The following is a 12,323-nucleotide window of genomic DNA, read 5'->3' as shown; positions in this document are numbered from 1 at the left end:
CCAACGGAGTTCTCGATGACCTCATCCCTTTCACGCCCCGTATCGCGCCGGGGTGTCCTGCGCGCCGGCGGCGCCGCCGCCGTGGTCGCCTCCGGCGGGCTGATCGCCTCGCAGGCCTTCTCGCAGCAAGCGCGCAAGCTCACCTTTGCATGGAACGCCGCCGCGTTCTGCCTGTCGCCCGTGGTGGTGGCGCAAGAGCGCGGCTACTTCGAACGCAACGGCCTGCAGGTGGACCTGATCAACTACACCGGCTCCACCGACCAGCTGCTGGAGTCGCTTGCAACGGCCAAGTCCGATGCGGCGGTGGGCATGATCCACCGCTGGCTCAAGCCGCTGGAGTCGGGTTTCGACGTGAAGATCGTCGGCAGCTCGCATGGCGGCTGCGTGCGGCTGGTGGGCGCGAAGAGCGCCGGCGCGACCAGCCTTGCAAGCCTCAAGGGCAAGATCATCGGGGTGTCGGACATCGCGAGCCCCGGCAAGAACTTCTTCTCGATCCTGCTTGCGAAGAACGGCATCGATGCCGACAGGGACGTGACCTGGCGCCAGTACCCGGCCGACCTGCTCGACATTGCGGTGCAGAAGGGCGAGATCCACGCCATCGCCGACGGCGACCCGAACGTCTACCTGATCGAGAAGCGCAACAAGGGCGCCTTCGTCGAGATTGCGAGCAACCTCTCCGGCGAATACAAGGACAAGGTCTGCTGCATCGTGGGCGCCCGCGGCGAACTGGTGCGCAAGGACAAGCCGACCGTCGCTGCGCTCGTGCGCGCCATTGCGCAGGCGTCGGACTACGTGGCCGAGAACCCGAACGAATCGGCCAAGCTCTTCGCCAAATATTCGCCCAAGGTGCCGGTGGAAGACCTGCGCGCGCTGCTGGGCACGCTCACGCACAACCATCATCCGCTGGGCAAGAACCTGCGCAACGAGGTCGAGTTCTATGCGCGTGATTTCCGCGGTGTCGGCGTGCTCAAGAAGACCACCGACCCGGTGCGCTTTGCCGAACACGTTTCTTTCGATCCGCTGGCATGAGCACCCCAGACCCCGCATTGGGCTTCGATTCCCTCCCCTTCCGGGGGAGGGCCAGGGTGGGAGCCGCGGCGCCAGAACGCGCACCTGCTCCCGCATCGACATCGCCCCGTATCCAAACGGCCCTGCCCATGTGGCGCATCGGCTTCGCCGCCGCTGCGACATGGCTTGCGCTCGGCCTGCTCACCATCTACTGGCCGAACCAGGCCGTGGGTTTCAGCGACTGGGCCTACACCGATGAGTTCGGCATTGCAGCCATTGCCGTCGGTGCGCTGCTCCTTGCCGTCGCATTGCTCGGCCCGCGCGCCGGCCGTGCCTCGCGCCTGCTCCGGCCCGCCGGCCCCTGGCTGGTTGCGCTGCCCGTGCTCTTCGCCATCTGGGAGATTGCGACGGCCAAGCTCGCGCTGCTTCCCACGCCGTTCTTCGCGCCGCCGCAGAGCCTGGTCGAAACCTACATCGACGATTGGCGCCGGCTCGGCGAAAGCCTGCTGCACTCGGCAAGGTTGCTGGCGCACGGCTTTGTGCTGGGTGCGCTCGCGGGCTTTCTCACGGGCGTGACCATCGGCTGGTCGCGCATTGCGGGCTACTGGGTGCATCCGGTGCTGCGCTTCCTGGGGCCGGTGCCGGCTTCGGCGCTGCTGCCGCTCGCGTTCTTCTTCTTTCCGTCGAGCTATGCGGCCGCGGTGTTCCTGATTGCGCTGGCCACGGGCTTTCCGGTGGCGGTGCTCACTTGGTCCGGGGTGGCGGGCGTCAACCGCAACTACTACGACGTGGCGCGCACCATGGGCGCGAGCGAGCGCTTCCTGGTGCTGCGCGTGGCCATTCCGGCTGCGCTGCCGCAGGTGTTCGTGGGCCTCTTCATGGGGCTTGGCGCAGCGTTCTCGGTGCTCGTCACGGCCGAGATGATGGGTGTGAAGGCCGGGCTCGGCTTCTATCTTTCGTGGGCGCAGGGCTGGGCCTCGTACTCGAACATGTACGCCGCGCTGATCGTGATGGCCGTGCTCTGCTCGGGCCTGATCACGCTGCTGTTCAAGGTGCGCGACCGCGTGCTGTCGTGGCAGAAAGGAACCGTCAAATGGTAGCCGCCGCTGTTGCAGAAGCCGGTGTGCGCCAGGCCGGCGCGCACATCGACATTCGCGGCGTAAGCCACTGGTTCGATGTGCCTGCGGGGCCGCTGCAGGTGCTCGACGACATCGACCTCACGGTCAAGCCCGGCGAATTTGTCGCGCTGCTCGGGCCGAGCGGCTGCGGCAAGTCGACCTTGCTGCGGCTGGTGGCGGGGCTTGAACCCGCCACGGCGGGACGCATCACGCAAGACGATGCGCCGATCACGCGGCCCGATCCGTCGCGCATCGTCGTGTTCCAGGACCCGACGCTCTACCCGTGGCGTAGCGTGTGGGACAACGTGGCGCTGGGCCTGCAGGCGCGGGGCGTGCTCAAGGCGCAGCGCGGGCGTGTCGATGAAGCCCTCAAGCTCGTGGGCCTGAGCGACTTTGCAAAGGTCTTTCCGCATCAGCTTTCGGGCGGCATGGCGCAGCGCGTGGCATTGGCGCGCGCGCTGGTCAACGATCCGCAACTGCTGGTGCTCGACGAACCGCTCGGCAAGCTCGATTCGCTCACGCGCATCGCGATGCAGAGCGAGCTCGTCAACCTGTGGCAGCGCGCGGGATTCTCGGCACTGCTGGTGACGCACGACGTGGAAGAGGCGCTGTTCCTTGCCAACCGCGTGATCGTGCTGAGCGACCGGCCGGCGCGCGTTGCGGCAGAGATCGTGGTCGACCTGCCGTACCCGCGGCATCGCGGCCATGCGTGGCTCGCCGAGTTGCGTCACGAAGCACTCAGGCACCTGGGGCTCGACGCGACTTGGTGAGATGAACAGCACGCCGGAGGCCGATTGGCTCAACCTGCTGATCGGCCTGCTGCAAGGTGCGCAACTGCAGCTGCTGCGCGTGCTCGATGCGCTCGGGCTCGCAGGGCAGGTGCACGGCCAGCCGGCCTGGCCGTGGTCGCAGCGCCTCTCTGGCGAGAACCTGCTGATCGACCTGGGCCAGGCGCGCAGCCTTGCGTGGACGCTGGTCTTTGTTGCCGTAGCGCTGCTTGCACTGCTGCTCGCGCTGCTGTGGCGGCGCCCGCGCTTCTACTTTCTGGCAATGGTGCCGATGCTGCTGATTGCAGCGCCATGGCCAGAGGCGCATGTGGTGCTGGTGCCGGCAACGCCCACGAGTTTCCAGGCATCGCCGACCGGCTTCACGGCTGCTTCCATCGCAAAGGGACGCGTGCTCTACGAACAGAACTGCGTTGCGTGCCATGGAGTGGACGGCAGGGGCGAAGGACCGCTTGCGGCCTCTCTGGCTGTGTGGCCGCCGAATCTGAGCGGCCCCTTGCTGTGGCGGCGCGCTGACGGCGATCTGCTCTGGCGCATTCTTCACGGCACGCGCGATGCGCAGCATGGCCGGGCCACGATGCCGGGCTTCGGCGGAAAGATCGACGAGCCCGATGCCTGGGCGTTGATCGACTACATGAAGGCGCTTGGCGCGGGCCAGAGCCTGCGCGCGCTCGGCAGCTGGCCGCAGCCCATCGGCCTGCCCGACATGGCGGTGCGTTGTGGCTCGCAGCCGCCGCGCACGCTCGCAAGCTGGCGTGGGCAGCGCGTGCGCATCGTCGCCGGCAACGCAGCGCCGGCCGAAGATCCGCGGCTCGTGACGGTGCTGCTCGTGCCGCCGTCGCCAACGGCATCTAGCGCCGCTGCCGATTGCGTGGCGCAGTCCGCTGCCGCATGGGAGGCGTTGGCCTTGATAGCCGGAACCGACCGCCTCGCCGGCACGCAGCTCATCGCCGACCGCGACGGTTGGCTGCGCGTGCGCGGCGAGCCCGGCAACACGGGCTGGTCCGACGACGACCTGGTCTGCCGCAGCGAACGCACCACGGCGGCAGGGCAGGGCGCCGCCTTGCCCGCCGATGGATTGGGCGCGCTGATCGCCCGCATGGACGCGGAGCCGGTGCGCTTCGTCAAAGGCGGCTTCATTCACTGACCGATTTTTTATCTGCAACGAACACGGAGAACCCATGAACACATCCCAGCCCGACAGATCACGCCGGCGGCTGCTTACGCGCAGCCTCGCTGCGGCCGCCACCATCAGCTTGCCCGCCGTCTCGTTCCAGGCCAATGCACAAAGCCGCCAGGTGCTCAAGGCAGGCGACCAGAAGGGCGGCCTGCGTGCACTGCTCGAAGCGGCCAACGGCCTCGAAGGCCTCGGCTACGACATCCAGTGGTCCGAATTTCCCGCCGCCGCGCCGCTGGCCGAGGCGCTCAACGCTGCCGCAGTCGATTCCGGCCCCATCGGCGATGCGCCGCTCATCTTCGCGCTGGCCGCGGGCACGCGCGTCAAGGCCATTGGCGCGAATCGCTCCGATTCGTATGGCACCGCAGTGCTGGTGCGGCCCGATTCGGCGCTCAAGACCGCGGCCGATCTCAAGGGCAAGAGCATTGCGACCAATCGCGGGTCCATCGGCCACTACGTCACGCTGAAGGCCATCACCGCGGCCGGCCTCAAGCCGGAGGAGGTGAGCATCCGTTTTCTTGCGCCCGCCGATGCCAAGCTCGCGCTCACGCAAGGCTCGGTCGATGCATGGGCCACCTGGGAGCCCTACACCGCGATGGCAGAGGTCAGCCAGCATGCGCGCGTGCTCGTCAGCGGGCGCGGGCTGCTGCCGGGGCTCAGCTACCTGGCGGCCACCGATGCGGCCATTGCCGCCAAGCGGCCTGTGCTGCAAGACTTCTTACAGCGCGTGGTGAAAGCGCAGCTCTGGTCGTACCGCAATGTCGATGCCTACTCGGCTGCGCTGGCCCGCATCATCGGTATTCCGCCCGAGGCGGCCAAGCTGCAGTTCGAACGCCGCCGGCAGAAGTGGATACCGATCGATGCGCAGGTGATTGCCGACCAGCAAGGCACCGCGGATTTCTACCGGCAGGTGGGGCTCATCAAGCAGCCGCTCGATGTGAAGGGCACCTTCGACGCCGGCTTTGGCGTGGCCGCGGGCGCCTAGCCGCGCGGCCGGTCAGCCCGGCTTCTGCGCCTGCTCGCACGTCACCTGGATCAGCTCGCGCTCGTCCAGCGTAGTGCCGATGCGCACGGCGCTCAGGCAGCCGCCCCAGACGCAGCCCGTGTCGGTCGAAAGCAGGTCGGGCCGCGAAAGCCAGCCCAGCGTGGACCAGTGGCCGAACGCGACCGTGGCATTGGCGGTCTTGCGGCCGGGCACGTCGAACCAGGGCATGAAGCCTTCGGGCGCGGTGGCGGCGCCGTCCTTGCTCTCGAACTCCATCACGCCTTCGGCCGAGCAGAAGCGCATGCGCGTGAGTGCGTTCACGATGGCGCGCAGCCGCGCGCTGCCGCTGAGCTTGTCGTTCCACTGCGCCGCCTCGTTGCCGTACATGGTGAGCAGGAACTCGCCCAGCGCCGGGCCGCGCAGCACCGATTCGACCTCGGCCGCCAGCACCAGCGTGTCGCCCACCGTCCATTGCGGCAACACGCCCGCATGCACCATGAGCAGGTCGCCGCCGTCGATTTGCATGTGCAGCGCCATGTGCTGCTGGCGCACCCATTCGAGCATGGCTTCGCTGTCGGGCGCTTCGAGCAGGCCGGCCAGCGTGTCCTTGCGGCTGGGCTTGCGTGCGCCGTGCGCCACGCCCAGCAAGTGCAGGTCGTGGTTGCCGAGCAGGCTCAGCGCCGAGGCGCCGTAGCCCTGCACGCGGCGCAGTACCGCGGCTGAATCGGGGCCGCGGTTGACCAGGTCGCCGAGCAGCACAACGGTGTCGCGGCTGGGAGAAAAACCGATCTTGTCGAGCAGTTTCTGGAGGGCCGCGTCGCATCCCTGGATGTCGCCGATCAAGTAAAGTGCCATTTCCTTATTTTCACCCCATGTTCATGGATGTTCTCCTGCTGGCCTTGCTGACTTCGCTGAATGCGTTGTTCGCAATGTCCGAAATGGCCCTTTCAACCAGCCGGCGCGCGCGCCTTGCCGCGCTGGCCGAGACGGGAGATACCGGCGCGGAAGCCGCGCTCCGGCTGATGGAGGAACCCACCCACTTCCTCTCGACCGTGCAGATCGGCATCACATCGATCGGCATGCTCAGCGGTATCGTGGGCGAGGCCGCCTTTGCCGCGCCGCTCGCAGTCTGGATGGAAAGCCTCGGCATGGGCCGCGGCACGGCCAGTGTGGTTTCCACCGCGGTGGTGGTGACCGGCATCACTTTCTTCACCATCATCTTCGGCGAGCTGGTGCCCAAGCGCATCGGCCAGCTCTACCCCGAGCCCGTGGCGCGCTGGGTGTCGCGCCCCATGCGCGGGCTGGCGAAGGGCGCCAAGCCCTTCGTGTGGCTGCTGGCGGGCGCCACGGCCACCGTGCTGAAGCTGCTGCGCATCGACGCCAACGCCGCCCGCTCCATGACCGAGGAAGAAATTTCGGCCAGCCTGGAAGAGGGTGTGGACGCCGGCGTGATCGAGCAGCACGAGCACCAGATGGTGCGCAACGTGTTCCACCTGGACGACCGGCGGCTGTCGTCGCTGATGATCCCGCGCGCCGACATCGAATGGCTCGACGCGTCGGACACCGTGGCGCAGGCGCTGAAGAAGGTGGCCGACGCGGGGGCGCTCAACATCGTGCATTCGTGGTACCCGGTGTGCCGCAATTCGCTCGACGACGTGGTCGGCGTGATCAGCGTGGCGCATCTGCTGCGGCTGGGCACTGAGCACGCGGGCGTGCTCGGGCAAGAGGCCGCTCCGGCGGTGTTCGTGCCCGAAACCCTCACCGGCATGGAACTGCTCGAGCAGTTCCGCGAACGCGGCGGGCGCCTGGTGTTCGTGGTCGACGAATACGGCGTGGTGCAGGGTCTCATGACGCCGCGCGACATGCTCGAAGCCATTACCGGCGAGCTGCAGCCCGGCACCCTGACCGACGCCTGGGCGCGCGAGCGGCCCGACGGCGTGTGGGAGCTCGACGGGCTGATGCCCGTTTCGGAACTGCGCGCGCGGCTCGGCATTCGCGAACTGCCCGACGAAGAGCGCGGGCGCTACAACACCGTCGCAGGTTTGCTGATGGCCGTTTCGGGCCATCTGCCCAAGGCGGGCGAGGTGATCGAATGCGCGGGCTGGCATTTCGAAATCGCCGCGCTCGAGGGCCGCCGCATCGACCGCGTGCTGGCCGCGCCCGACAAGTCTGCCGCGCACGGCGACTAGCGCCTGCCCGCTTCATCAGAATTTCAAGAAGACCCCACCGAGCGATCGCATGATCGCAGCCCCACCATGACCGAAGACATCTACACCGAGCCGAATGCCGACCCCGACACCCTTGCCAACCTGGGGCCGCTGCGCGCCATGGCCGGCATCTGGGAGGGCAGCCGCGGCGTGGACGTGAAGCCCAAGCGCGAAGGCCCCAAGACGCAGATCTACGTCGAGCGCTACGAGCTGCAGCCCATCGATCCGCAGACCAACGGCCCGCAACTGCTGTACGGCCTGCGCTATCACACCTACATCCACAAGCCCGGCCTCACCAAGATGTACCACGACCAGGTGGGCTACTGGCTCTGGGAACCGGCCACCGGCACGGTGATGCACACGCTGGCCATTCCGCGCGGCCAGGTGGCCATGGCAAGCGGCCATGCCAAGGCCGGCGACACGCGCTTCACGCTCAGCGCCGAGCGCGGCAGCCTGGTGAACGGCATCGTGTCCAACCCGTTCATCGAAGAGGCCTTCACCACGCTGGCGTGGAACATCACGGTCACTATCAATGCCGACGGCACATGGTCCTACGATCAGGACACGGTGATGCAGATCCAGGGGCGGGCCGAGCCTTTCCATCACACCGACCGCAACACGCTCACGCGGGTTGCGGAGCCGGGGCTCAACCCGCTGGCCATGCCCGACGCGCCTGCTGCGGTGGTGGTCTCGCCAAGATAGCGTCGGCAAGCACTACCAGCGGATCTTCACGCCCACGCTGCCGTTCAGGCCACTCTTCGTGCGCGCCCCGCCGCCCGACGCCCAGTACTTGCCCAGCTCTCCGTACAGGCTCATGTTCTGCGTCAGCCGCAGCGTGGCGCCGGCCGCCAGTTCGGTGCTCGTGCCGCCGGTGCGGGTGGCAATGTCGGTGTAGCCCGCGGGCCCTGTGAAGCGGGTCACGTCCGTGCCGCTGCTGCTGCGGTAAAGGTTGAGCCGCGCATACGGTTGCAGCGGCCCGGCGGCGGTGGTCAGCTCGCCCTTGATGCGCACGCCCGCGCGCACCAGCCAGCCGCTGTGGCTGTCCTGCTGCACCACGGCGCCGACGATGCCGGTGTCGTCCAGGCTCACGCGCTGGTGCACCAGCTGCAGCTGCGGCTCGACGATCCACTCCGGCGAAATGCGGAAGGCCTGGCCCACCTCGATGGAAGCGAGAAAGCTGCGGCCCTTGCCCGAGCCGGAGGCGCCCAGGTCCGTTGCCGTGGTGTAGCGGTGGCGGCCGGCCTGCAGCACGCCGTCAACGTACAGGCCTCCGTCGTTCTTCCAGGTGGCGTAGGCGCCCAGGTATTGGCTGCGCAGGTCGTTGGAGCCGGCCGCGTAGCCCTGCACGCCGCGTGCAAAGCCGCTCACGCGCACGTCGCCCTCGAGCTGGCCGACGTAGATGCCGACGCGCCAGTTCGGATCGGCCCACAGGTCGTTGCCGGCCTGGAAGCCCGTGAGGCGCCCTTCGCTGGCGGGGCTGACGGTGCCGCCCTGGCTGGTGGTGCGGTCCATGCTGATGATGCGGGCCCAGCCTTGGCGGAAGCCCTGGTTGGGCGCGTCGATGCCGGCCCCGCCCGCGTTCTCGTCACCCACGCGCTGGTGGAGGTTGCCCACCATGGCCAAGTTGGACTGGCGGAACTGCTCGGGCAGCGCGGCGTACAGCGGCACTTCGGCGCGGTAGATGGGCACGGTGATGGTTGCGGGCGCGTTGGGAGAGCCGCCGTCACCGCTCAGCGGGTCGCCGTCGTCCGGTGCTGGCGCGGGCGCTGGTGCCGGAGGCGCAGGAGGTGCCGGAGGACCAGGAGGCGGTGGAGGAGGAGGGGGAGGCGGTGGCGGCGCAATGATGATGCCGGACCGCAAATACCAATTCTCCCCCGCCCCCGAGGCATCGCCCGCATGCAGCCGGTACTCGTAGGCCCCCGCATCCACATGCCCGCCGGCCAGGCGGAACGCATCGCGCGTGGTCTGCGCCGTCGTCGTGGCCCCGTTCATCGCCGTCACCACCTCGATGCCGCTGCCCACCGTCAGCGCTCCCAGCCCGCCCAGGTTCGTCACCTGGATGTTCGTCGTGCCGCTGGCAATCGCCGTGCAGCCGCTCAAAATCAGCCGGTCGCTCAGGCTGCCGCTGCCCCCCAGCGCCGTACCCAGGCGCAGCGTGCCGCCGTTGCCCACCCAGGGCCCCTGCACCGTCAGCGTCGCCCCCGGCGAGCCGCTCAGCAGCGACACCGTGCCCGCGCTGGCCATGCCCGCAATGGTCTGGCTGTGCCCCGCCAGGTCCAGCACCGCCCCCGCGTCCACCGTGAACGCGCTCGCGCTGCTGAAGCTGCCCGCCGCCCCCGCGCGCAGGCTGCCCGCCGCCACCCGGGTGGCGCCCGTGTACGTGTTCGCCCCGCTCAGGGTCAATGTGCCCGCGCCCACCTTCACCAGCTCGCCCGCGCCCGAGACCGGGCCCGACCAGCCCAGCCCGTGGCCGTTGCTGTCGATCGTGCCCGTGCCGCCCAGCAGCAGCGCATTGCCCAGGTCCAGCCCGTCCGCGCCGGCCACGATGCGCGCGCTCGCGCCGCTGTCGATCGCCACCGCGCCCAGCAGCGTGCCGCCCGCGTTCAGCACCAGGCGGTTGCTGCTGCCGCCGGTGAAGGCCACCGCCGGCGCGCGTGTGAGCCCGTCGCCGCCCAGCCCGCCGGCCAGGGTGCCGCTGTTCTGCAGGTCCAGGTCGGCGCCCCTCACCCCGGCGCCGCCGGCCCCCGGAAGACCTGCGGCCCCGCCGTTGCTGCTGGCTCCACCGGCACCCCCGCCCCGCCGGCGATGGTGCCGCTGTTGATCACGATTGCACCCCCTGCGCCGACCGAGGCCAGCCCGGCCCCGCCGTCGCCGCCGTTGCCCGGCGTGCCGGTGCCGCCCACCCCCGCCGCCGCCGGCACCGCCCGCGCCCCCGGCGCCGCCCAGGAGCTGGCCGGTGTTGACCACTGTCACTGCCGCGCTGCCCGCGAGCGTGAGGCCGGCCCCGCCGGCGCCGCCGCCGCCGCCCGAGGCGTTGCTGCGCGCCGGCAGCGATTCGGATCCGCCCGCGCCGCCGGCGCCGCCCGCCGAGGTGCCGTCGTGGGTCAATGTGAGCCCCGGGGTGGCGCTGCGCAGCCACAGCCCGCTGCCGCCGCTGCCGCCGCCGCCGGCCTGGGAGAAGGCATCGCCGCCCGCACCGCCGGCGCCGCCGGTGAAGACGCCGCTGGCGGTCACATCGGCCAGGGGGTCGAGCAGCGTGGCGCCATGGCCGCCCGCACCGCCGCCGCCCGCGGCCCAGTAGCCGTTGCCGCCGGCGCCGCCCGCACCGCCGGTGGCGGAGAAGCCGGCCGCGGTGGTGGCCGGGCCCATGGCATTGCCGATCTGGCCGCCGCCGCCCCCGCCGCCGTAGCCGTTGCCGCTGGCGATGTCGCCGGTCTGCGATTGCCCGGCGGCGCCCGCGTCGCCCTGCCACACGCCGGGCGAGACCTCGGTGGTGGCGGCACCGGCCGCACCGCCTGCGCCGGGGGTGGCGCCGCCGAAGCTGCCGATGTCGGCGGCGCTGCCGGCGCTGGGGCCGCTCTCGGTGGAGGCGCCGCCGTCGCCGCCATGGGCGTTGACCGTCGTGTCGTTGACCCCGCCGGTGCCGCCTTGGCCGTCGCTGCCGCCGTCGCCGGCGTGCAGGGCGGTCTCGCCCACGGGCTGGCCGCCGCTGCCGCCGGCGGCGCCTGCGGGCAGGGCCAGGGCTGCGCCCAGAAGCAGCACGGACAGGGCGATGGCGTGCAGGCGGAGGTCGGCCACCGGGCCTGCGCGGCTGCGTTCTTCGACACTGCCGCCGCCGCACCCTGGCCGGGCATGGCCGCGAGAGACTTCGGGTGCCGCTACGCATGCGCCGAGCGAAGGATTCCACAGGGTTCGAAAAATTCTGTTCATGGCTCTACCTTTTGGCGGCGTGTTCCCCCCGCTGACCAGCCAACGGAGGCATCGCCTGGCGCCCGGATCGGACTGCAAGCGTTCTTTGCCGTGGAACCAATGTAGAAATTGCGTCACATCCGGACATGAGCGGTGCGCCCCTTTCCCGGGGAGACAAACGCCCCCGCGCGTGCCGCTGCGAACCATGACAAATCGCCTGCCGATGCGGGCAGGCCTGCCTCTCGTCCTACAGGCACGGCGCCGCCGAGCCCCCAGGATCGGGTGATGAGCAAATGGATCTTTGCAAGCGTGAGCGTGGCCGCCTGGTGCGCGGCCGTTACCGCATCGGCGGAGCCCGTGAGGGTGCCGGTCGACAGCGACGACAAGGGCACCATCTACCTGGCGCCGAACGTCAATTCCACCGAAACCTCGGCCTACACCAAGGGCGCGACCATTGGCGTGGAGCGGCCCGACGGCAGCGGCACCTACATAGGCACCGACACCTCAACGCCGCGGCCGACCTACTCGCTGGGTGCGAGCACGGGCGGCAATGTGTCGCTCACGGGCGGCGTGCTGAGCGACGGCAAGAACAACAACGGCGTGAAAGCCGGCGTCACCATCAAGTACTGAGTTTCAGGCGATCAGACGAGCGTGCCGTACACGATGAATCCGTCGTGCGAGGCCATCTTGTCGTAGAGCATGCGCCCCGCGGTGTTGGTCACGTGCGTCTGCCAATACACTCGGTGCGCGCCCACGCGCTTCACGTGCGCGTACACGCCTTCGATCAGCTGGCGCCCCACGCCGCGGCCGCGCTCCGAAGGCAGCGTGAACAGGTCTTGCAGGTAGCAGTTCGGCTCGATGCGCGTGGTGCTGCGGTGAAACAGGTAGTGCGTCAGCCCTACCAGGCGGCCGTCGCGCTCGGCCACCAGCGCATGCACCGGTTCGTAGGCGTCGAAGAATCGCTGCCAGGTCACCCGCGTGATTTCTTCCGGCAGCGCAGTGGGGCCCTCGCGCTCGTAGAAGGCGTTGTAGCCGTCCCATAGCGGCTTCCAGCCGGCGTAGTCTTCCGGCACCGGGGGGCGGACCAGAAGGGAAGAAGAAGGCGAAGGGGAAGAAGAGGTCGTCATGCGTCGG

At 69.5% G+C, this 12,323-nt stretch carries 10 protein-coding genes and 1 pseudogene; 8 read left to right on the top strand and 3 right to left on the bottom strand.

All coding sequences use genetic code 11. The features are described 5' to 3' along the window. Window positions 1-15 precede the first annotated feature (15 nt). The 5 genes from GOQ09_RS19515 to GOQ09_RS19495 are packed head-to-tail and all read left to right on the top strand — an operon-like array spanning window position 16 to window position 5,073. Window positions 16-1,029, top strand: coding sequence for an ABC transporter substrate-binding protein (locus GOQ09_RS19515; RefSeq protein ID WP_157615030.1), 1,014 nt, complete (start codon window positions 16-18; stop codon window positions 1,027-1,029). Then, entirely contained in the window at window positions 1,026-2,108 is a 1,083-nt protein-coding gene (locus GOQ09_RS19510; protein WP_157615029.1) for an ABC transporter permease, read from the top strand. Before GOQ09_RS19515 ends, GOQ09_RS19510 begins: the two co-directional genes overlap by 4 nt. Then, window positions 2,102-2,896 (top strand): ABC transporter ATP-binding protein, encoded by a 795-nt coding sequence (locus GOQ09_RS19505; protein ID WP_157615028.1) that lies wholly within the window; start codon window positions 2,102-2,104, stop codon window positions 2,894-2,896. Before GOQ09_RS19510 ends, GOQ09_RS19505 begins: the two co-directional genes overlap by 7 nt. Window position 2,897: 1 nt before the next feature. Further along, window positions 2,898-4,058, top strand: a complete 1,161-nt coding sequence (locus GOQ09_RS19500) for a c-type cytochrome (protein WP_157615027.1) — start codon at window positions 2,898-2,900, stop codon at window positions 4,056-4,058. 34 nt (window positions 4,059-4,092) lie between these two features. After that, window positions 4,093-5,073 carry an ABC transporter substrate-binding protein gene (locus tag GOQ09_RS19495; RefSeq protein WP_157615026.1) on the top strand — a complete coding sequence of 327 codons (981 nt, stop codon included), beginning with the start codon at window positions 4,093-4,095 and terminating at the stop codon, window positions 5,071-5,073. 12 nt (window positions 5,074-5,085) lie between these two features. On the opposite strand, the gene GOQ09_RS19490 is transcribed toward GOQ09_RS19495, so the two are convergent. Continuing rightward, window positions 5,086-5,928 (bottom strand): symmetrical bis(5'-nucleosyl)-tetraphosphatase, encoded by an 843-nt coding sequence (locus GOQ09_RS19490; protein WP_157615025.1) that lies wholly within the window; start codon window positions 5,926-5,928, stop codon window positions 5,086-5,088. Between the two features lie 23 nt (window positions 5,929-5,951). Between GOQ09_RS19490 and GOQ09_RS19485 the strand changes: the two genes are divergently transcribed. After that, window positions 5,952-7,262: a hemolysin family protein gene (locus GOQ09_RS19485; protein WP_157616765.1), complete on the top strand. Its 1,311-nt coding sequence runs from the start codon at window positions 5,952-5,954 to the stop codon at window positions 7,260-7,262. A 66-nt stretch (window positions 7,263-7,328) separates the two neighbouring features. After that, window positions 7,329-7,982: an FABP family protein gene (locus GOQ09_RS19480; RefSeq protein ID WP_157615024.1), complete on the top strand. Its 654-nt coding sequence runs from the start codon at window positions 7,329-7,331 to the stop codon at window positions 7,980-7,982. A gap of 12 nt (window positions 7,983-7,994) precedes the next feature. Here the strand turns inward: GOQ09_RS19480 and GOQ09_RS19475 are convergent. Then, window positions 7,995-11,210: pseudogene (locus GOQ09_RS19475) on the bottom strand (autotransporter outer membrane beta-barrel domain-containing protein). A gap of 264 nt (window positions 11,211-11,474) precedes the next feature. On the opposite strand from GOQ09_RS19475, the gene GOQ09_RS19470 reads away from it, so the two are divergent. Continuing rightward, window positions 11,475-11,819, top strand: coding sequence for a hypothetical protein (locus GOQ09_RS19470; protein WP_157615023.1), 345 nt, complete (start codon window positions 11,475-11,477; stop codon window positions 11,817-11,819). Window positions 11,820-11,830: 11 nt separating this feature from the next. Here the strand turns inward: GOQ09_RS19470 and GOQ09_RS19465 are convergent, their stop codons facing one another. Then, window positions 11,831-12,316 carry a GNAT family N-acetyltransferase gene (locus GOQ09_RS19465; protein WP_157615022.1) on the bottom strand — a complete coding sequence of 162 codons (486 nt, stop codon included), beginning with the start codon at window positions 12,314-12,316 and terminating at the stop codon, window positions 11,831-11,833. Window positions 12,317-12,323: the final 7 nt, after the last annotated feature.

Source organism: Variovorax paradoxus (genome assembly GCF_009755665.1).
Lineage (GTDB): Bacteria > Pseudomonadota > Gammaproteobacteria > Burkholderiales > Burkholderiaceae_C > Variovorax > Variovorax paradoxus_G.
The sequence above is the reverse complement of the archived record's forward strand: the minus strand, read 5'-3'. Positions and strand labels throughout refer to the sequence as shown.

What these genes read in the sequence shown, in the direction of transcription:
- GOQ09_RS19515 (WP_157615030.1), top strand. Translation starts at nt 16, where the DNA reads ATGACCTCATCCCTTTCACGCCCCGTATCGCGCCGGGGTGTCCTGCGC.
- GOQ09_RS19510 (WP_157615029.1), top strand. Translation starts at nt 1,026, where the DNA reads ATGAGCACCCCAGACCCCGCATTGGGCTTCGATTCCCTCCCCTTCCGG.
- GOQ09_RS19505 (WP_157615028.1), top strand. Translation starts at nt 2,102, where the DNA reads ATGGTAGCCGCCGCTGTTGCAGAAGCCGGTGTGCGCCAGGCCGGCGCG.
- GOQ09_RS19500 (WP_157615027.1), top strand. Translation starts at nt 2,898, where the DNA reads ATGAACAGCACGCCGGAGGCCGATTGGCTCAACCTGCTGATCGGCCTG.
- GOQ09_RS19495 (WP_157615026.1), top strand. Translation starts at nt 4,093, where the DNA reads ATGAACACATCCCAGCCCGACAGATCACGCCGGCGGCTGCTTACGCGC.
- GOQ09_RS19490 (WP_157615025.1), bottom strand. Translation starts at nt 5,928, where the DNA reads ATGGCACTTTACTTGATCGGCGACATCCAGGGATGCGACGCGGCCCTC.
- GOQ09_RS19485 (WP_157616765.1), top strand. Translation starts at nt 5,952, where the DNA reads ATGGATGTTCTCCTGCTGGCCTTGCTGACTTCGCTGAATGCGTTGTTC.
- GOQ09_RS19480 (WP_157615024.1), top strand. Translation starts at nt 7,329, where the DNA reads ATGACCGAAGACATCTACACCGAGCCGAATGCCGACCCCGACACCCTT.
- GOQ09_RS19470 (WP_157615023.1), top strand. Translation starts at nt 11,475, where the DNA reads ATGAGCAAATGGATCTTTGCAAGCGTGAGCGTGGCCGCCTGGTGCGCG.
- GOQ09_RS19465 (WP_157615022.1), bottom strand. Translation starts at nt 12,316, where the DNA reads ATGACGACCTCTTCTTCCCCTTCGCCTTCTTCTTCCCTTCTGGTCCGC.